This is a genomic window from Nonomuraea polychroma, assembly GCF_004011505.1.
GTDB lineage: Bacteria > Actinomycetota > Actinomycetes > Streptosporangiales > Streptosporangiaceae > Nonomuraea > Nonomuraea polychroma.
Genome location: NZ_SAUN01000001.1, coordinates 3639567 through 3657807 on the forward strand (window position 1 = coordinate 3639567; position 18241 = coordinate 3657807).

An 18241-nucleotide genomic window follows, 5' to 3' on the forward strand; every position below is an offset into this window, starting at 1 on the left:
GTCAGTACCATTCAGACTTGTCGACCAGGTTGATCAGTTCCCGCCCGGCCACGAAGCGCCGGGCGTTCTCCAGCAGGACGGCGAAGCGCCGCTCGTCGGCATGCGGCCCCACGCCGGCCACGTGCGGGGTGATGAGCACGTCAGGACGCCGCCAGAGCGGGTGATCGGCGGGAAGCGGTTCGGTCTCGAAGACGTCCAGGGCCGCGCCGGCCAGGCGCCCCGCGGACAGGGCGGCGGCCAGGTCGTCGAGCCGGACGGTCGGCCCGCGGCCGACGTTGACGACGTACGCCCCGGGCTTGGCCAGCGCCAGCCGCCGCGCGTCCAGCAGCCCCTCGGTGGCGGGCGTGTGCGGAACAGTCAGGATGACCAGGTCCGCCCCGGGAAGCAGCCGGTCGAGAGCGTCGGCCGGCAGCACCTCGGCGAAGCCCGGCACCGGGCCGCCGCGCCGGGCGTCCACGCCCACGACCCTGATCCCGAACGCCGCCAGCAGCCTGCCGACCTCGGCCCCGACCGCGCCCACCCCCACCACCAGCGCGGTGGCCTCGCCCAGGGGAAGCACGGCGCCGGGGTCCCAGTCGGGCGCCCAGCGCGCGCGGGCCTGTTCGCGGACGTACCTGGGCAGGCCCCTGGCCAGCGCGAGCACCAGCGCCAGCGTGTGCGCGGCCACGTGGCCGGTGTAGGTGTCACGCATGTTGGTGACCTGCACGGGGTGCGCGACCAAGGCCGGATGGTAGAACCCCGGCGGCGGCCCGGCCTGGGGGGCCTGCAGCCAGCGCAGGCGTCCGGCGTGCGCCAGCAAGTCAGCCGGCAGCGTGCCGTAGGCGGCGTCGGCCTCCGCCAGCGCGTGCTCCACATCCTCGCGGCTCCCCGGTCGCAGCACGACGAGGTCCGGCACCTCCCGCTCCAGCCGGGCCTGCCAGTCCTCGGTGGCCGGATCGTGCGGCGGCAGCAGGACCAGGGTGGTGCTCATGCCCTTCTCGCCAGTCCGGACTCGGTGATCTCGTACAACAGCGGCTCCCCCGCGACGTAGCGGGCGAGCTCGTCGGCCATCGCCTGCCCGTGACGGCGCCGCTCGTGGCCCAGGCTGCCCGCCACGTGCGGGGTGACGACGATGTTGGGCATCGTGAACAGCGGCGACCCGGTGACGGGCGGCTCCGGGTCGGTGACGTCGAGGACGGCGAACAGGTCGGTCCGCCGGCCCAGCACGTCGACGAGCGCGGCCTCGTCGACGAGGCCGCCGCGCGCCGTGTTGATCAGGGTGGCGTCGGGTTTCATCGACTCCAGCAACCCGGCGCCGACGATGCCGCGCGTCTCAGGGGTGAGCGGTGCGTGCAGGCTGACCACGTCGGAGGTGGCGAACAGCTCCGCCAGTCCGACCAGGCGTACCCCGAGCCGCCCGGCCTGCGCCGGGTCGGCGTACGGGTCGTAGGCCTGCACGACGAGGTCGTGGTGGGCGAGCAGCCGTGCGGTGGCCAGGCCCGTGGCGCCGAGCGAGACCAGGCCCACCACCGCGCCGTAGGCCCCGATCTCGGGTCCGCGCGCGGCGGGGGCGGCGGCGGCGCGCGCGGCCAGCACGTAGCGCCAGCCGTGCTTGAGCGCGTACAGGATCTGCGAGAGCGCGAACTCGGCGACCGGGGTGGCGTTGGCGATGGCCGCCGAGGTGACCCGCACTCCTCTGGCCCACATCTCCGGGGTGACCAGCGGGCGGATGGAGCCGGCGCCGTACAGCACCAGCGAGAGTTTGGGCGCGGCGGCGAGCAGCTCGGCGTCCAGCCTGGGCGCTCCCCACCCGGTAACCAGCACCTGGAGGTCGGCGAGTACGTCGGGGGTGAGCCGGTCGGCGGTGAGCGGGGGTGAGGGGATGGCGAGGTGCCGCTCGATCGCGGCCCGGGCCTGCGGGCCGTAGACGTCGTCGAAGCGGTTCGGGTCCATCACGTACAGGCCGTTCAGCATTGCCTCTCCTTCAAGCGAGCCGCCGCCCGCAGGCTGGCCAGGCGGGCGGGCGAGCCGAGCCCGGCGTGGTAGTAACGCAGTTGCCGCGCGCCCTCGGCGACGAGGTCGGCGGCCAGGCCGGGGATCTGGGCGTGGCCGTCCTCCAGCACGGTGAGGTTGGCGACGAGGGGGACGTCGGTACGGCTCGCCGCGGCCTTCACCCGGGCCAGGGCCGCATCCTCCGGGCCCCAGCACTTGAGCACGTACGCGTCGACCGGCGCGTCGAAGGAGGCCAGGTCGATCCCCACGTCGGGGCCGGTGACCTGCGGGTCGTCGGTGGCCATGAGCAGCAGCTCGCGGCCGCCGGCCAGCGCCGCCACGGCGCGGACCAGGTCGGCGATGACCTGGCCGCGGTGACCGTACAGGGCCTGGGCGCGCTCGCGGCCGAGCGCGTCGTCCAGGCTCGTCCCGGCCGGGACGCCCTGCTGCAGCTCTGCGTCCACGGCGGCGCGCACGTCACGCGCCAGCTCCTCGACGTCCAGGCCGCGCCCGGCCAGCCCGGTCCGGCAGGCCGGGCAGAGGCAGAGCGACAGCAGCGCCCTGCCGCAGGCGGACAGGTGGGCGCCGGAGGTCTTCTCGTGGTGGCCGGCGTGCTCCGCGCCCAGCCAGCCGCACGCCTCCAGCATCAGCGCGGGCACGTCGTACTGCTCGCAGACCTCGCCCACGAGCGTGAGCGCGTAGTCCTGGACGGCGGGCTGGGCCGGGCAGAGCGCGTAGGGGTAGGACTCGCCGTAGGCGTTCCTGACCGTGAGGTCGGGCGCTTCGCGGCCCAGCACCGAAGTGTGCGTGAGCACCAGCCAGGCTTCGGCCCGCAGCCCGGCCCCGGTCAGCGCGGCCAGTGCCGCGCCGAACCTGTCCTCCTCGGGCACCCCCCAGCTCGGTGGGTACGGCCGGAGCCGCCCGCGCCAGCGCTCGGGGCGCAGCCGGAAGTAGGCCGCCGAGTGGTCGGCCTGGACGATGCGGTGGCGCGGATGCCACGCGGTGGTGGCCCGGACCGAGTGGTAGGCGGCCTGCAGGGTCACCGTGCTCACGCCGAGGCCGGCGATGCGCTCGGCCGCCGCGGGATCGCCCACGATGTCCCAGGTGTAGGCGAACGCGCCGTGCCTTACCAAGCGGATTGTCACCCCTTCGTGGCGCCGGCCAGGCCGCGCGTGAAGTAGTTCTGGAAGAAAAGGAAGATCATCAGCATCGGCAGGAACGAGATCGTCATCCCCGCGGCGAACCCGGTCCAGTCGGTGGCGTACTCGCCCTGGAAGGACATCATCCCGACGGCGAGGTTCTGCAGGTCGGGCTGGCCGAGCGTGAACACCAGCGGGATGTTGAACTCGTTCCAGCTGCTGATGAACTGGAAGATGACCACCACCGCGATGACCGGCTTGGCCAGCGGGAGGATGAGGCCGAACGTCTTGAGGAAGCCGGCCCCGTCGAGCTTGGCGGCCTCGAACAGGTCGGCAGGGACGCTGGAGAAGAACCCGACGAACAGCAGGACGTAGAGGGCGCCGGCGCCGCCGGACATGGCCAGGATGACCCCGGCCCGCGTGTTCAGCAGGCCGAGGTTCTCGATCAGCACGAACTGCGGAACGATGATCGAGGCGACCGGGATGAACAGGGTTCCCACGATCATCCGGTAGAGCAGGGTCCGGCCGGGGAAGTCGTACCTGGCCAGCACGTAGCCGCACAGGGCCGCCTTGACCAGCTCGATGAGGGTCGAGACGACCGAGTAGAGCACCGTGTTGAGGAAGTATCCGGAGAACCCGGCGTTGACCCAGGCCCGGACGAAGTTGTCGAAGTTCAGCTGGTCGGGCACGAGGCTCGCGCCACTGGTGAACATCCCGGCCTGGGTCTTGAACGCGGCCGAGATCGTCCACAGGAAGGGATAGACCCACACGAGCCCGACGAGCAGCAGGATCGGCAGGGCGATGAGATTGGCCCGCACGGTGTTGCTGCGCCGGGTGGCCTGAGTGGTCGTCGTCATCAGACGCCGTACTCCTTCCTGAGCCGCTGGGCCCGGCGGACCGCGAGGCCCTGGGCGGAGACCAGGACGAAGGCGATGACGGAGAACAGCAGCGCCGCGGCCGAGGCGTAGCCGTAGGCGAACGGAACCCTGCCGAAGGCGTTCTGGTAGATGAAGTAGGACACCACGTAGGTGCTGGTGCCGGGCCCGCCCGCGGTGAGCGTGACGACCAGCCCGAAGACGTGCATGGCGTTCACCAGGCCGAGCAGGGTGATGATCACGGCGACCGGCCTGATGATCGGCAGCGTGATGCGGGTGAGCTTCTTCCACTCGCTTGCGCCGTCGATGGCGGCCGCCTCGTAGAGCTCCTCCGGCACGTTCTGCAGCGCCGCCATCCAGTAGATCATGTACTGGCCGAAGATCTGCCAGATGGAGACGAGCACGAGCACGAGCAACGCGCTCCACCGGTTGGCGAACACGTCGAACCCCTGGTCGACCAGGCCGAGGTCACGCAGGATCGCATTCAGCGCGCCGTTGGACGGGTTGAGCAGGTAGGTGAAGACCAGGCCTGCCATGGCGACGGGGATGATGAGCGGCGCGAAGAATACGGTCCGGAAGAACCGCTTGCCGCGCAGCCACTTGCGGGTGAGCAGGATCGCCGCCACCAGCGAGATCGGGAGCTTGATGACGGTCGTCAGCAGGGCGAAGATCAGCGTGTTGACGACCGAGACCCAGAACAGCGGGTCGGCCAGGATCGTGCCGTAGTTGCCGGCCCCGACGAAGTTCTCGATCGGGCCGATGCCCGACCAGTCGAAGAAGGAGTAGTAGATCGTCGCGATCAGCGGCCAAATGGTGAAGCCGAGGTAGAGCAGGAGGAAGGGGGCCAGGAAGACGAGCAGCCAGACCCTGTCGAAGCCGCGGACGCGCTCGCGGGAGTGATCGACGCGTTCGGGCACACGCTCGGCGGGCGACCGGTCGCTCTCCGTCACCCTCTCCCTGCCGGGGGCAGGGGCGATGGTTGTCATGGATGTCCTCACGAGGGAGAAGGGCGCGCCGCCGGCGCGCGTGGCCGGCGGCGCCGTCCGGTCTTAGCTCTTGTACATGTCCGAGGTGTAGTCCTTGGTGGTGTCCCAGTCGGGGAAGGTGTAGCAGTCCATCGACACCTTCAGGCCGCCGGCCGCCTCCTGTTTGAGCCCTTCCTCCAGGGCGGTCTGCCGCTGCTTGACGATGGCGGCGCCCACGGACGCCAGGGACTGGCCGCTGACCAGCGCCTCGTTCATGGCCTCCCACTCCGCGTCGGGGGTCTTCGTCAGCGCGTTGACGTACGCCTTGGATTTGGCGATGTCGGGGCACTTGAGCAGCGGCTCGGGGAGCTGGACGCGGTAGCCCGGCTTCGCGCCGATCTGCATGATCTGCTTGAGCACCGGGTGGGTGACCATCTTCTGGTTGTCGACGTAGGACAGCGTGCCGAAGGCGTTCTTGTAGTACTGCTGGACGAAGTAGCCGTTCGGGTCGGTCATCCATTGGATGAACGTCCAGGCGGCGTCGGGATGCTTGGTCTGCGAGCTGACCCAGTACTTGTTGCCGTCGTACGTGCGGCCGCCCGCGCCGGTCTGCCCCTCGTCCGGGTCGACGCGCGGCGCCACCACGTAGTTGTCGCTGCTGAAGCCCTGGCTGTCCCACACGCTCAGCATCCAGGTGCCGTCGAAGTAGATGCCGGCCTGCCCGGCGGCGAACTGCTGGCGGGAGAAGTTCTTGTCGTTGGTGCCCGGCGCCAGGTATCCGGCCTTCTTGAGCTCCTGGATGAAGGCGAAGGTCTTCAGCTGCCCGGGCTCGGTCAGGTTGAACTTGCCCGTCTTGTAGTCGAAGAAGTCGGTCGACGAGGTCGTGACGCTGCTGACCAGCCCGTACCAGATCCGCTGCATGTCCTCGCCCTTGGTGGGCGCGGCGATGCACTCCGCCTTGGTCTTGGCCTTGATCTGCGCGCAGGCGTTCTTGAGGTCGGTCCAGGTCTTGGGCGGGTGGTTGACGTCCAGTCCGGCCTGCTGGAAGACCTGCTTGTTGAGGAACATGTAGCCGGAGCCCCAGTACAGGTTCTCCGTGAACGGGAAGCCGTACGTCTTCCCGTCCTGCATGTTGATGCCTTCCAGGAAGGATCCGTCCGGCCAGCGCTTGGTGAAGTCGGCGGGGACGGTCCCGTCCGGGCTGAGCGGGCGGATCCACTTCTGGTCCAGCAGTTCGGACAGCCCGGTGGCGTTCCAGTAGAACATGTCCGGCGCCTGGTTGCTCTGGAAGGCCAGGGGCAGCGTCTTCATGTAGTCGGCCTGGGTGATCGAGCGCCACTCGATCTTGATGTTGGGATGTTCCTTGGTGAACTGAGCGCCGGCATCCTTGTGGAATTGCACCTGTTCGGCGGAGAAATCCCAGATCTTCAGCGTGGTCTGCGTACCACCACCGCCGCCGCTGCTGTTGCCGTTGGTCGATGTGCCGCACGCCGCCACGAGCAGTGACGCGATGGCTGCGGTGATGATCGCGGCGGTGCCACGCCGACGAGGATTCATGGAGCCCTCCCTAAGAGGCGGAGGCCAGAGGGGTGCACGGGCAGCGGGTAAGCGCTTGCCCGGGGGTTTGTCGAGAGTAACCCGGCTCATAACCCGATTCAAGGCTTGTGAGAAAGCGGTTTCAGATCAATGCTCGGTTGCGGAGGCCTGTCTGCCGACGGCCGCCACCGCTGGCCGATGTCTCAAACATGCGGCCTCACCTGGCATCATCACGCCGAGAAGCTCGCGAACGGGTGGCGGCCATCAGCGCCCTGGACGAAGCTCTACAATCGCTTTCTGACGTCAGGAGAACGTATGCGCCTGCTCGCCTTCACCAAGCCCTTCGGCCCCATCAACCCCGCCCGGCTGGCCGAGGCCGTGGCCTCGGTGGGCGCCGACGGTGCGGATCTCGTCGTGCGCGAGGGGCAGACGGTCAGCCCCGCCGACCCCGGCGGCATCGCCGTCGTCGCCGCGGAGCTCCAGCGCCGCGGGCTCACCCTCGACGTCGTCACCACCGACCTGCTCGACGCCGGTGCGGACGCCGAACGGATCGTCGCAGCCTGCGGCGAGACCGGCGTCCCCCTCATGCGGGCGGGCTTCTACCGCTACGACCCCGCCACCGGATACCGCCGTCAACTGGAGGAGTCCAGAGCCGCGCTGGCCCGCCTCGCCGGCCTCGCCGCCCGGCACGGTGTACAGGTGGCGCTCCAGCTGCATCACGGTACGATCCATCCATCCGCCTCGCTCGCACTCGCACTCGCAGGCGACCTGAATGACGTGCGCTTCTACGCCGACCCCGGCAACCAGGCCAAGGAGGGCAGCGAGGCATGGGCGCTCAATGTCGATCTGCTGGGCGATCGGATGGCCTGCATGGGAGTGAAGAACGCCGTGTGGCGATCCGCCGCGGACGGCTGGGTGTGCGAGTGGCAACCGTTTGCGGACGGGGGTGTGGTCCGCTGGCCGGAGATCATCTCTGGGTTGCGCGCACGCGGCTACACCGGACCGCTGTCGCTGCACGTCCACTACCCGGCGGACGACCCGGCGGCGGCCGTACGGCGGGATCTGGATCATCTGCGCGGGCTGCTCGGCTGACGGGCGCTCCACGGGGGTAGGAGGAGCAGGTGCGGAATCTGCGGCAGGGCCGCCCGACCCGGGTGACGATCAGCGACGTCGGGGCGGTGGCGGGGGTGTCGGCCTCGACGGTCTCCCGCGTGCTCAACGGCACGGCCAAGGTCGACCCGTCGCTGGCGGCGCGCGTCCACGACGCGGTCAGGCAGCTGGGCTACCGGCCCAACGCCGCGGCGCAGGGGCTCGCCCGCGGGGAGTGGGGCACCATCGGCGTGCTGGTCCCCAATTTGGCCAACCCCTACTTTCCCGACGTGCTCAAGGCCGTCTCGGCCGTCGCCCGCTCCCACGGGCGCCGCGTCATGGTCATGGAGACGGACGAGGACCCCTCGATCGAGCACGACCTGGTCGAGGACCTGATGCGCAGCTGCGACGGGGTGCTGCTCTGCTCTCCCCGCATGGAGCGCTCCGAGCTGGTCGTCCTGGGCGCCCGCGACCACCCGCTCGTCCTGCTCGACCGGATCGTGCCCGGCCTGGCCGCGCCCGCCGTCTCCGCCGACTTCTTCGGCGGGATGATGCTGATCTGCGGCCACCTGGCGCAGCTGGGCCACCGCCGGGTGGCCTACCTGAGCGGGCCCGAGGCGTCCTGGGCCAACTCCGAGCGGATCAGGGCGCTGGAGGCGGCCAAGGCGTTCGGCCTCTCGGTCACGATCCTGCCGTGCGGGTCCACCAGCCGCAGCGGTTACGAGGCCGCCGACGAGGTGGCCGGCACCGGCGCCACCGCGCTCACCACCTACAACGACCTGGTGGCCCTGGGGGCGGTGACCCGGATGCGCGAGCTCGGGGTGCGGGTTCCGGAGGAGTTGTCGGTGGTCGGGTTCGACGACATCGAGCTGGACCACGTCGCGCATACGAGCCTGACCACGGTGTCGGTGCCCCGGGGGCAGCTCGGCAGGCAGGCGGCCGAGCTGCTGGAGACTCTCATGACCGAGGGGCACGACGGGGAGCCGGTCTACCTGTCGATGGAGCTGCACGTCCGCGACAGCACCGCACCGCCCCCGGTGACCAGGGAACTTGCCGGCTGACCGTACGGTCGCGCCTCTCCCGCCGGGACTTCCGGGCTGTTGACAAGCGAGGGCGGCGGAGGCAACGCTGGCTCTGAAAGCGCTTTCCCAGCCGATGAGAGGGAGCCCGTGGACATCGACGACCGCGCAGGACGGCCTGGCAGTGACCGAGAGGACCTGGAGCGTCAGGTCCAGGACCTGGTCGCACCCCTGATACCCCGGTTCAGCCCGGGCCTGGGGCGGCTGCGGCTGGGGTTCAACACGGCGCACTACGACCAGGCGGCCTCCGAGCTGGAAGCGTTTGCACGCCCGCTGTGGGGGCTGGCGCCGCTGGCGGCCGGCGGCGCGGCGTTCGATCACTGGGACCTGTGGCGCGCCGGGCTGGCCGCCGGGACCGACCCCGAGCACCCCGACTACTGGGGGGCGGTCTTCGACCGGAACCAGCGGCTGGTCGAGACCGCCGCCATCGGCCTGACGCTCGCCCTCGCCCCCGAGCAGATCTGGGACCCGCTGACCGGCCGGCAGCGCGACACGGTGGCCGCCTGGCTCCGGCATGCCGTCACCGTGCAGCCGAACGACAACAACTGGCTGTTCTTCCCGGTCATGGTGGGACTCGGGCTGCGCCGGGTCGGAGTCCCCCACGACCAGGACGCCAACACCGCCAGGCTCGACCGGCTGGAGGAGTTCGACCTCGGACGCGGGTGGTACTCCGACGGGCCCACGTGGCAGCGCGACTACTACATCCCGTTCGCCATGCACTTCTACGGCCTCATCTACGCGGCGCTCGGCGACGACCCTGCCAGGGCCGAGCGCTTCCGCGAGCGGGCCGCGACCTTCGCCCAGGACTTCCAGCACTGGTTCACCAGTGAGGGGGTCGCCGTCCCGTTCGGCAGGAGCCTGACCTACCGCTTCGCGCAGTCGGCGTTCTGGGGGGCGCTGGCCTTCGCCGGGGTCGAGGCGCTGCCCTGGGAGGTGACCAAGGGACATCTGCTGCGGAACCTCCGCTGGTGGGCCGACCGCCCCATTCGCGACGCTGCCGGGCTGCTCACCATCGGCTACGGCTACCCCCAGCCGCACATGGCCGAGCAGTACAACGCGCCCGGCTCGCCGTACTGGGCCATGAAGGCGTTCCTGCCGCTCGCCCTGCCCGCGGAGCACCCGTTCTGGGCCGCCAAGGAGGCCGACGCGCCTGCGCTGCCCGAGGTCTGCACTCAGCCGGAGGCCGGCGTGGCGCTGATGCGCTGCGAGGAGGGACGGCACGTGGTGTTGCTGAGCGCGGGGCAGCGCAACCCGTGGGCGCGGCACGGCGCGGCCAAATACGCCAAGTTCGCCTACTCCACGCGGTTCGGCTTCAGCGTGCCCGCCGGGACGCTGAAGCTCGAGCAGGGGGCCTTCGACAGCACGCTGGCGCTCAGCGAGGACGGCGAGCACTGGCGGCCGTGCGAGCTGCCGCACGACGCCTCCGCCTCCGACGGTGTGCTGCACGCGCGCTGGACGCCCTGGGACGACGTGGAGATCGAGACCTGGCTGGTGGCGCTGCCTCCGTGGCACGTGCGGGTGCACCGGATCAGAACCGGGCGGGCGCTGCGCACGGCCGAGGGCGCCTTCGCGGTCGACCGGGACCGGCCGCCCACCCGGGTCGACACCGGTCCCGGCCGGGCCAGGCTCGACTCGCCGAACGGTCTCTGCGTGATCGAGGACCTGTCCAGCCGGCGGGAGGGAGCCCTCGTCGTGGCCCTGCCCGGCACCAACGTGTTCGCCCCGCGCACCACGATCCCCACGCTGAAGGGCGACCTGCCGCCTGGCGAGCACCTGCTCGCCTGCGCGGTCATCGGCCTGGAGGGCTCGAGCTCGGCTTCGGCATCGGCTGGACCGGACGCCGCGGCCGGGTGGCCGGAGCCTCCCGCATGGGCTTCCATCGAGCCGCTGCTCGGCCCGGCGCCCACGCCGTGAGGCCGGCTGCCACGTGCCGGCGCTGGAGCGGCCGCCTCCCCCGCACGGACGGTTGACGCCGGGCGCAGCGTCCCTGGCCGGTGAAACGGCGTACCCGCGGGCATATGATCGCGTGCATGCGAGCGGACCGTGTGCCGACGCCTCAGCGCCACGGCGCCTGGGAGGTGGCGGCCCCCACCGAGGGGCGCGCGATCCCGGGCGTCACCATGGTCGGCTTCCGCGATCGCTCAGGCGGGACGTTCGAGGAGCGCATTCCCCCCGGTCCGGCGATCGCGATCGTGATCGACTGCACCCCGGGCAGCCTCGAACCCCTCGGAAGCGGCGCCATCGAGGGCGGCATCGTCGCCGGCATCTCCCCCACGGCCGCCCGGATGGCCGGACGCGCCGTTGACTGCGTCGAACTGCAGGTGGACATGCTGGCGGCGCCGGACCTTCTCGGTGTGCCGACGGCGGAGCTCAACGGGGCGCCGCTGGACCTGGCCGAGGTCTGGGGGCGTGACGCCGGCCGGCTGCGCGCGCGGTTGATCGAGGCGCGGTCCTGGGACGACCGGTTCGCGCTGGTCCGCGAGGTGCTCGCCCGGCGCCGCCGTTCCTCGTTCCACATCGACCCCGAGGTGGCCGACGCGTGGCGACGGATCAGAGCGGGCCACGGGCAGGTGCCGATCGGCGACCTGCCCGGCCGGTACGGGTGGAGCCGCACGCGGTTCTGGAAGCGGTTCAAGTCACAGATCGGCGTCACGCCGAAACGGGCGGCGATGATCGTCAGATTCGACCGGGCGCTTCGGCTGCTCGGCACGACCGCCAGTGTCGCCGAGGTCGCCGCGGAGATCGGCTACGCCGACCAATCCCACCTCCACCGCGAGGTGCTCACGTTCACCGGCCGCACCCCGGGGTCGATCGCCTCCGACCCGCTGTGGACGGTCGACAACACGGCCTGGACGCTGGCGCACGCCTCCTGAAGGGGGCCAGACCAAATACGTCGGAAAGGGGCAGTCACCCGCTGTGGAGGTCGACCCGCAAGACCACCGACGCCCTTCCCCGGCCTGCCTGGCCCGGTTCCGAGGCCGTCGACCAGGCCGCTGAAGAGTCGGCATCCCGGTCCATCTCACGCCGTGGCGGCCTCGGCCGTGTTGCGTAGCAGAATTGCGCCGGGCCAGGCGAACGGTCGCCAGCTGACTGTCGGTCATCCCCTTGTCGGCTGTTCCACCAGGCTGACCGAAGAGCGCAGCACACCTTCCCCGCTGACCGCACGGCCGTCGTCGACCTTCCACACCTCGAAGTGGTGCAGGCCCTCCGGCACGCCCACCCAGTGGTGGTACTGCCAGGAGCCGCAGGCGAACCTCACCGAGTCGCCCGTCGGGTACAGGGCGATGCGGTAGAAGGTGACCTCGGCCGGGCAGGTCAGCTTCGCCCAGATCTCGACGTCGCCGGGCGCCGATAGCGTCCACTGGCGTGAGGACAGCCGGGCTGTCATGCGCTCGATCTTCCATGCGAAGCCGCGCCCCTCAGCCGCCGGCGGCGGGCTGCCGGCAGGCAGAGCGGTCAGGACCGGCGCCTGCGAAGGAGGTGCGCCGCCGTACAGGACGTTCGCCAGCCACACCGCCGCGCTCACGCCCGCAACGGCGAGTGCGCTCACGATGTACGGCTTCCGGCGCACCCATAACGAATCTCGTTTCCCATCAGGCGGCACCGCCAGCATGGTGGAGGTGGCGCCGCTGGTCTCAAGCTCGGTGACGCGCTCGATCTTCCGCCAGCGCTCCTCCCACGGGCCGGGCTCGGCTTGGCAGCTACGCACATACGCCCTGACGAACTCCAGCGGCGGCAACTCATCCGGGCTCAGCCGCCTCGACACCGTGCTGGAGTGGTATCCCATCCGCCGCCCCACCTCCTCCAGCGACAGCTCGCCGCGTAGCCGTCGCAGGTCATCAACGAATTCCGCGACCACTCCCGAGCCACGGTCGATCGGACGATCCCTGCGTCCTCCCCGCGCCACGTCCCACCTCCACCGGCCGGCGGTTATTGCGGTTGTTGCTGCTTTGCTTGCGCAGCCCACAACTCGTGCGAACACCCGCCGCACGGTGGAACGTCGAGGCGGGCGGCGTCCTGGCTGCCCAGATCGCCATCCTCCCACCGGAGGTCAGGAAGGAGAACACATGAAGGGCACCTCCTGCTTACCGCGCACCTTGCTCCGCACGTCGGTCGCGGCCGCCGTCGCCGCCGCGCTGGCCGGTAGCCTTGCCGCTGCCCCCGCGGAGGCCACCGCCACCACCGCCACCACCGCCGCAGCCGCGGCAGGTCCCCGGTGCGCACGTGTCGATCACTGGGTCCACTGGTTCGACCAGAGCGTACGGATCACCAACAATTGCCGTTACACCGTCAGTGCAGTGGTCCGCCACGCCAACGGCCCTGACAGCCCGTGCTACATCATCCGGCCGGGGAACTCACGGAAGTACACGTGGCCGCGCTTCAGACAGGCGTTCCAGGGAATTCGCTGGGACTGCGCCTGACGGAACCCGGCGAAGGGTGCGGTGAGGCGCTCCGACCCGGGCCTCACCCACCCGACGCAGTCCCGAGCCAGCCCTTAGCCGGAGGGCGAAGTCCGGCTCCGGTGACATGATCCTTAGCGTGGATCGAGACGGGCTACAGGCGAAGGTGGCCTCCCAGTAAGGGCGGAACGGCGAACCGGGTTCAGTGTCACATCCGTTGACACTGCGCGGGATGAGGGCTTGAGCAGCAACCGAACGGCCAGCGGCATTTACGAACTCGCGGGGAGCGCGCTATCGCCACTGGCCGTTCCGATGCTGGTGGCCTGGTTACTGATCCGGCTGGGCCTGGTTAGGCAGCAGGTCGGCGAGCGCGGTTCGCACGGCGGCCCGGCTGACCCCGTGGGTGCGTGCGAGGGCGGCGATCGACGCGCCCTGGTCCTGGAACGCCGCCCGCGCCTCTTCGCGCCGGGCGCCGTCGAGGGCGGGCGGGCGTCCGCGGTAGCGGCCTTCGGCCTCGGCGGCGGCAATCCCTTCGGCGGTGAGTTCGTTCTGCAGGTCGCGCTGGAACTGTACGACGGCGGTGATCACGTTGATGAGCAGTGCGGTGGTGGCGTCGTTGGCGGCCAGGTCGTGGAAGTTCGACAAAGGCCCGGATAGGACGCGCAGGGCGACGCCGCGGGCTTGGCACCAGTCGCGGACGGCGTGGATGTCGACCAGGTCGCGGCACAGCCGGAACAGCTCCGACACCGTCAGGACGTCGCCGGGATGCGGGGCGGCGGCGACCTTCGCGAACGCTGGCCGCTCCAGCGCCGGGATCTTGGAGGTAGTCGCCGGGTCCTCGAACAGCAGCACCCCCGCGGCCGCGAGCGCGGCGAATCCATCCGCTGCATCGCCGCCGGTGTGAAGGTCTTCGTCGGCGTCGTCCACAAGACCCTCGCAGAAGCCCAGCTCGCCGCCGCAGAGGGCACCCCCCGCCGACCGGCTCGACTGGCGACCCGCGCGTACTGGCTGTGTCGCACACCGATCGCTAGCGGGGCGTCCCGTCGCGCTCGCTTCTTCGGGCGAGGCGCTGGGCTTGCCCTGTGTGCACGTCGCTCACCCATTCCCAGCCGGGCTTGGCCGATGGGCCGATCCGCGGGTCGCTGGGATCCCGGCCGTCACGCAAGGCGTGCACGTACGCCCGATCCTGGTCGATCCGCGCGCGTACCTGATCAGCTCCGCCGACGGACCCGTGACCCGGGATGACGACATCGACGTCGTCCGCCACCTCCTCGAGCAGCCGCAGCGCGGTGAGGTAGTCCTCGATCGGGTCCGCGGTGCCGTCCAAGTCGAGCATCGGAATCAGGACATCAGAGAGCATGTCGCCGGCGACGAGAACCCCGCGTTCTTCGATGAACAGCGCCGCGTGGCCCGTGGCATGCGCTTGATGCTCGATGATCCGGACTTGAGGGCCGTCCCAAGGAACCTGCGCAGTTTCGGCGGGCAGGCCGGTGATGAGGCCGAGCAGGTCCAGCGGTACCTGCCCGGCGATTTCCGTCTCGAGCAGGTGGTCGGCGATGCGGGCCTTCGCACCCGGGTCCGACAGCAGATCTCGCATAGCAGCCGCGCAACGGTCAGTACCGTAACGGGGCGCTTCGCCGAGCTTGGCGTGCCAGAGCACGTGATCCCAATCAGGATGCGTAGAAAACCCTGCCACTACGGGCTGACCCCACTCGCGAAGGTCGTTCGCGAGGCAGTCGATCTCGGAGCCGGTCACTCCGGGGTCGACGAGCAACACACCGGCCCGGCCCTGCACCACAACGGCGTTTGTCTGCACGAACTCGCTCTCGTGGACCAGCACACCCTCCGCGACCTGCCTCAACACGGGCACGCCTCGCAATTCAGGAACGTGACGTCATCGGCGGGCGTGGCATCCTCGGGGTGGTGGGTGAGTACGGAGATCGGTCCTTTCCCGTCGCCGCCGTACGGTCGGGCGTCATTGTCGATGTCCCAGCCATCTCGACCCCCCAGCACGGCGCCGGCGGTCTCGATGTATTCGTCGATCAGGCCCGGACGAGATGACATCCCGGTCATCCAGTCCATGGTGTGGTTCGGCCCTGCCACGAAGCCGTCCAGGGACATCGTGAAGTGCCAGAGCACCTCCCCGCCTGCGGTCTGCGGTTCAGTGTCGTTCATTTGTCGCCTCCTGCGATCTGCTTGCGGTTTGTGACTTGTCGAAGAGAGATGAGAGATGGCCCCAGTCCCCCGTGCCCCCGGCCAGGAGCTCATCTGGATAGTTCGCCACCGAGGAACCCGGTAGGGCACTCAGCCTGGCAGGAATTGGTACACGCCGGTAAGGTCCGATCCTGTGGGGCGATTGAGGACCAATTTCGGGCCGGCCGAGGACCTGCTCATCGAGCTGGACCGCGACGCCGGGGTGCCGCTGCACCGGCAGATCGAGAGGTCCATCCGCGCAGGCATCCGGGCCGGCCTGCTGCGAGCGGGCGCGTCGCTGCCACCCACCCGCACCCTCGCGACCGGCCTCGGGGTTTCCCGCGGGGTCGTGGTGGAGGCCTATCAGCAGCTCGTCGCCGAGGGCTACCTCGTCAGCCGATCGGGCGGTTACACCCAGGTCGCCGCGTCGATGCCGCCGGCCGCCGCGGGCTCGGCGGCTTCGACGGCGCAGCCGGCCGCGCGCAGCGTCGGCTTCAGGGTCGACTTCGGGTACGGGCGCACCGACGTTTCGCAGTTCCCGCGGGCCGCATGGCTGCGCTCGGTCCGAACCGTGCTCACCACCACGCCCAACGACCGGTTCGCCTACCTCGACGGGCGTGGCGTGCCGGAACTGCACGAGGCCCTGTGCGACTACCTCAACCGGGTGCGCGGCACATCGGCCGTCCCCGGCAACGTGGTGATCTGCAACGGCTATGGGCAGGGCATCTCGCTGCTGATCCAGGTGCTCGTCCAGCACGGCGCCAGGCGGATCGCCCTGGAAGACCCGTCGTCCAACGACGACGCCCGGGTGCTGGCCGGCGCCGCCGGTCTGGACGTGGTCGGCATCCCGGTGGGGCCGGACGGCGTTCAGGTCGATGCGCTCCATCGGGCCGACGCCGATGCGGTCGTGCTCACGCCGTCGCACCAGTGGCCGACCGGAGGAGTGCTGTCGGCTGCGGCGCGGGCCGAGGTGATCCGCTGGGCGGAACGCCGCGGCGCGATCGTGGTCGAGGACGATTACGACGCGGAGTACCGCTACGACCGGTTGCCGGTGGGCGCCATGCAGGGCCTGGCGCCCGATCATGTCGTCTACTGCGGTACGGCCAGCAAGACGCTCGCGCCGGGGTTGCGGCTCGGCTGGCTGATAGTGCCTCCCCAGATGGTCGCCGACGTCGCTGCGGCAAAGGTGCTCGCCGACCGCGGTTCGCCGGTCATCGACCAGTTGACGTTCGCCGACTTCCTCGCACGCGGCGAGTTCGACCGCCACCTGCGCCGGATGCGTCCGGTGTACCGCCGCCGTCGCGACGCGCTGCTGGACGCCCTGCGCACCCACCTGCCCGATCTGGAACCGGCCGGAATCGCCGCCGGGCAGCATGTTGTCGCCTGGCTCCCGCCCGACCTCGACGAGGCGGCGGTGGTGACGGCCGCCGCCCGGCACGGGCTCGCCATCCACGGCGTCGGCCCGTACCGGATCGCCGGCACCGGACCGGGTGGCCTCATCTTCGGCTACGCCACCCTCGGAGAGGCCGCCATCGCCGAGGGGGTCGCGCTGCTGGCGACGGCCATCCGGGACGTACGGGGACCCTGATCCCGCGCAGGCGCTCCGCCGGCGGCACATCCAGGACATGCGCATCAGCATGCCGGGCGGATGTTCTGGTTCAGATGGAACACGTTGGCCGGGTCGTACGCGGTCTTCACCGCGGTCAGCCTGGCCAGCTTCGCGGCCGAATACGCCCGCCGTACGCCGCGCTGCCCATCGGCCAGCTCGTCGGCCGTCAACGAGTTGACGTACACCCCACTCGCGTACGGCTCGAGCGACGCACCGGCGGCGCGGGCAGCACCCATCCTGGCGTCGTCCTCGGCCGGGTTCGTCCAGCGAGAGCCGGCACCGAACTCGAACATCGTGCCACGGTGACTGAACGCCGCGTCTGCATCCGGGACATCGGCGATCGCGCCGCCGTGCGCCTGCAGGCCGACGCCCGGCAGGTGCGGGCTCGCGCTCAGGTCGGCGCCGCCGCGCAGCAGGAACGCCTCGATCGCCGCGGTGGGGAATCTCCGCAGGTAGTGCCCCTTGGAATAGCGGCGGTAGGCGTGACCGCCGGTGGAGTCGTCACGTTGCTGAAGTTCGAGGTACGACGGTGTGGTGACGCGCGACGCGACGGGACGCCCGAGCGCCCGCATCGCGGGGAGCAGCCGGCGGCCCTCGTCCGGGTCGCCGACCCACACGAACCCCAGCGTGGCGATCGGGCCGGCGGGACCGCTGCCGACACTGGCGGTGAACGTCGCCTGCCGGGGCGCGACGGCGTTCAGGTCGCGCCAGCCCTCGATGACCGGGACGGCGTCCTCGGCGCGGAAGTCGAACTCGGCGACCAGCGTCCGCGTGCCGATGCGATGCAACTGGAACTCGAACTCGGTGACGATGCCGAAGTTGCCACCACCGCCGCGCAGGCCCCAGAACAGGTCGGGGTTCTCGATGCGGCTCGCGGTCACCACGTCCCCCTCGGCGGTGACCATCGTGTAGGAGACGACGTTGTCGCATGCCAGGCCGTACTGGCGGGCCAGCCACCCCATGCCGCCGCCGAGCGTGAGCCCGCCGACGCCGGTGTGCGAGACGTTGCCCGCGGTGGTCGCCAGGCCGTACGGCTGGGACGCCCGGTCCAGCGCGCCGAGCAGCGCGCCGCCCTGCACCCGAGCCCGGCGACGGGCCGGGTCGATCCGCACGCCGCCCATGGGCGTCAGGTCGATCATGAGACCACCGTCAGGCACGGCGAAGCCGGCGACGTTGTGGCCGCCGCAGCGCACGCCGATCTCCAGGTCCAGTTCCCGGGCCATCCGCACGGCGGCGACCACGTCGGCGACGCCCACCGCGCGGACGATCATGCGTGGACGCCGGTCGACCATGGCATTCCAGACGGTACGGGCGGTGTCGTAGCCGGCGTCGCCAGGCGTGAGTACCTGGCCGTCGAAGCGGGTCGCTGTCGTTGTCATGCCACT

General features: G+C 70.7%; 17 protein-coding genes. 6 read left to right on the top strand and 11 right to left on the bottom strand.

Annotated features, from left to right (window positions below; translation table 11 throughout):
- Position 1: 1 nt before the first annotated feature.
- The 6 genes from EDD27_RS16365 to EDD27_RS16390 form a co-directional block, all read right to left on the bottom strand.
- Entirely contained in the window at positions 2 to 970 is a 969-nt protein-coding gene (locus EDD27_RS16365; protein ID WP_127933205.1) for a D-2-hydroxyacid dehydrogenase, read from the bottom strand.
- Entirely contained in the window at positions 967 to 1953 is a 987-nt protein-coding gene (locus EDD27_RS16370) for a hydroxyacid dehydrogenase (RefSeq protein WP_127933206.1), read from the bottom strand. Before EDD27_RS16370 ends, EDD27_RS16365 begins: the two co-directional genes overlap by 4 nt.
- Positions 1947 to 3104, bottom strand: coding sequence for a hypothetical protein (locus EDD27_RS16375; RefSeq protein WP_127933207.1), 1158 nt, complete (start codon positions 3102 to 3104; stop codon positions 1947 to 1949). The genes EDD27_RS16370 and EDD27_RS16375 overlap by 7 nt, the downstream gene beginning before the upstream one ends.
- A gap of 8 nt (positions 3105 to 3112) precedes the next feature.
- Positions 3113 to 3967: a carbohydrate ABC transporter permease gene (locus EDD27_RS16380; protein WP_127933208.1), complete on the bottom strand. Its 855-nt coding sequence runs from the start codon at positions 3965 to 3967 to the stop codon at positions 3113 to 3115.
- Positions 3967 to 4971, bottom strand: a complete 1005-nt coding sequence (locus EDD27_RS16385; RefSeq protein ID WP_127933209.1) for a carbohydrate ABC transporter permease — start codon at positions 4969 to 4971, stop codon at positions 3967 to 3969. Before EDD27_RS16385 ends, EDD27_RS16380 begins: the two co-directional genes overlap by 1 nt.
- Before the next feature lie 63 nt (positions 4972 to 5034).
- A complete protein-coding gene (locus EDD27_RS16390) occupies positions 5035 to 6507 on the bottom strand; it encodes an ABC transporter substrate-binding protein (RefSeq protein WP_164903636.1) in 1473 nt (490 codons plus the stop codon).
- Between the two features lie 294 nt (positions 6508 to 6801).
- Here EDD27_RS16390 and EDD27_RS16395 point away from each other — a divergent pair, with 294 nt between their 5' ends.
- The 4 genes from EDD27_RS16395 (at position 6802) to EDD27_RS16410 (ending at position 11527) form a co-directional block, all read left to right on the top strand.
- On the top strand, positions 6802 to 7578 hold the full coding sequence (locus EDD27_RS16395; RefSeq protein ID WP_164903637.1) for a sugar phosphate isomerase/epimerase family protein: 777 nt from the start codon (positions 6802 to 6804) through the stop codon (positions 7576 to 7578).
- A 29-nt stretch (positions 7579 to 7607) separates the two neighbouring features.
- Positions 7608 to 8636 carry a LacI family DNA-binding transcriptional regulator gene (locus EDD27_RS16400; RefSeq protein WP_127933212.1) on the top strand — a complete coding sequence of 343 codons (1029 nt, stop codon included), beginning with the start codon at positions 7608 to 7610 and terminating at the stop codon, positions 8634 to 8636.
- Positions 8637 to 8744: 108 nt separating this feature from the next.
- Positions 8745 to 10568, top strand: a complete 1824-nt coding sequence (locus EDD27_RS16405; RefSeq protein ID WP_241564072.1) for a DUF2264 domain-containing protein — start codon at positions 8745 to 8747, stop codon at positions 10566 to 10568.
- Positions 10569 to 10684: 116 nt separating this feature from the next.
- Positions 10685 to 11527: a helix-turn-helix domain-containing protein gene (locus EDD27_RS16410; protein ID WP_164903638.1), complete on the top strand. Its 843-nt coding sequence runs from the start codon at positions 10685 to 10687 to the stop codon at positions 11525 to 11527.
- Positions 11528 to 11751: 224 nt separating this feature from the next.
- On the opposite strand, the gene EDD27_RS16415 is transcribed toward EDD27_RS16410, so the two are convergent.
- On the bottom strand, positions 11752 to 12561 hold the full coding sequence (locus EDD27_RS16415; protein WP_127933214.1) for a helix-turn-helix domain-containing protein: 810 nt from the start codon (positions 12559 to 12561) through the stop codon (positions 11752 to 11754).
- A 160-nt stretch (positions 12562 to 12721) separates the two neighbouring features.
- Here EDD27_RS16415 and EDD27_RS54225 point away from each other — a divergent pair, with 160 nt between their 5' ends.
- Complete coding sequence (locus tag EDD27_RS54225; RefSeq protein ID WP_164903639.1) at positions 12722 to 13075, top strand: hypothetical protein; 354 nt, start codon at positions 12722 to 12724, stop codon at positions 13073 to 13075.
- Positions 13076 to 13381: 306 nt separating this feature from the next.
- Here EDD27_RS54225 and EDD27_RS16425 read toward each other — a convergent pair whose 3' ends face one another.
- From EDD27_RS16425 to EDD27_RS16435, 3 genes are all read right to left on the bottom strand, one after another.
- The gene (locus EDD27_RS16425) at positions 13382 to 13981 is read right to left on the bottom strand and encodes a recombinase family protein (protein WP_164903640.1); all 600 of its coding nucleotides are present in this window, start codon (positions 13979 to 13981) and stop codon (positions 13382 to 13384) included.
- Between the two features lie 100 nt (positions 13982 to 14081).
- Entirely contained in the window at positions 14082 to 14918 is an 837-nt protein-coding gene (locus EDD27_RS16430; RefSeq protein WP_127933216.1) for an MBL fold metallo-hydrolase, read from the bottom strand.
- On the bottom strand, positions 14912 to 15229 hold the full coding sequence (locus EDD27_RS16435) for a dihydrofolate reductase family protein (RefSeq protein WP_127933217.1): 318 nt from the start codon (positions 15227 to 15229) through the stop codon (positions 14912 to 14914). Before EDD27_RS16435 ends, EDD27_RS16430 begins: the two co-directional genes overlap by 7 nt.
- 181 nt (positions 15230 to 15410) lie before the next feature.
- Between EDD27_RS16435 and pdxR the strand changes: the two genes are divergently transcribed.
- Positions 15411 to 16835 (top strand): MocR-like pyridoxine biosynthesis transcription factor PdxR, encoded by a 1425-nt coding sequence (gene pdxR, locus EDD27_RS16440; RefSeq protein WP_206641442.1) that lies wholly within the window; start codon positions 15411 to 15413, stop codon positions 16833 to 16835.
- Positions 16836 to 16879: 44 nt separating this feature from the next.
- Here the strand turns inward: pdxR and EDD27_RS16445 are convergent, their stop codons facing one another.
- Positions 16880 to 18235, bottom strand: a complete 1356-nt coding sequence (locus tag EDD27_RS16445) for an FAD-binding oxidoreductase (protein ID WP_127933219.1) — start codon at positions 18233 to 18235, stop codon at positions 16880 to 16882.
- Positions 18236 to 18241: the final 6 nt, after the last annotated feature.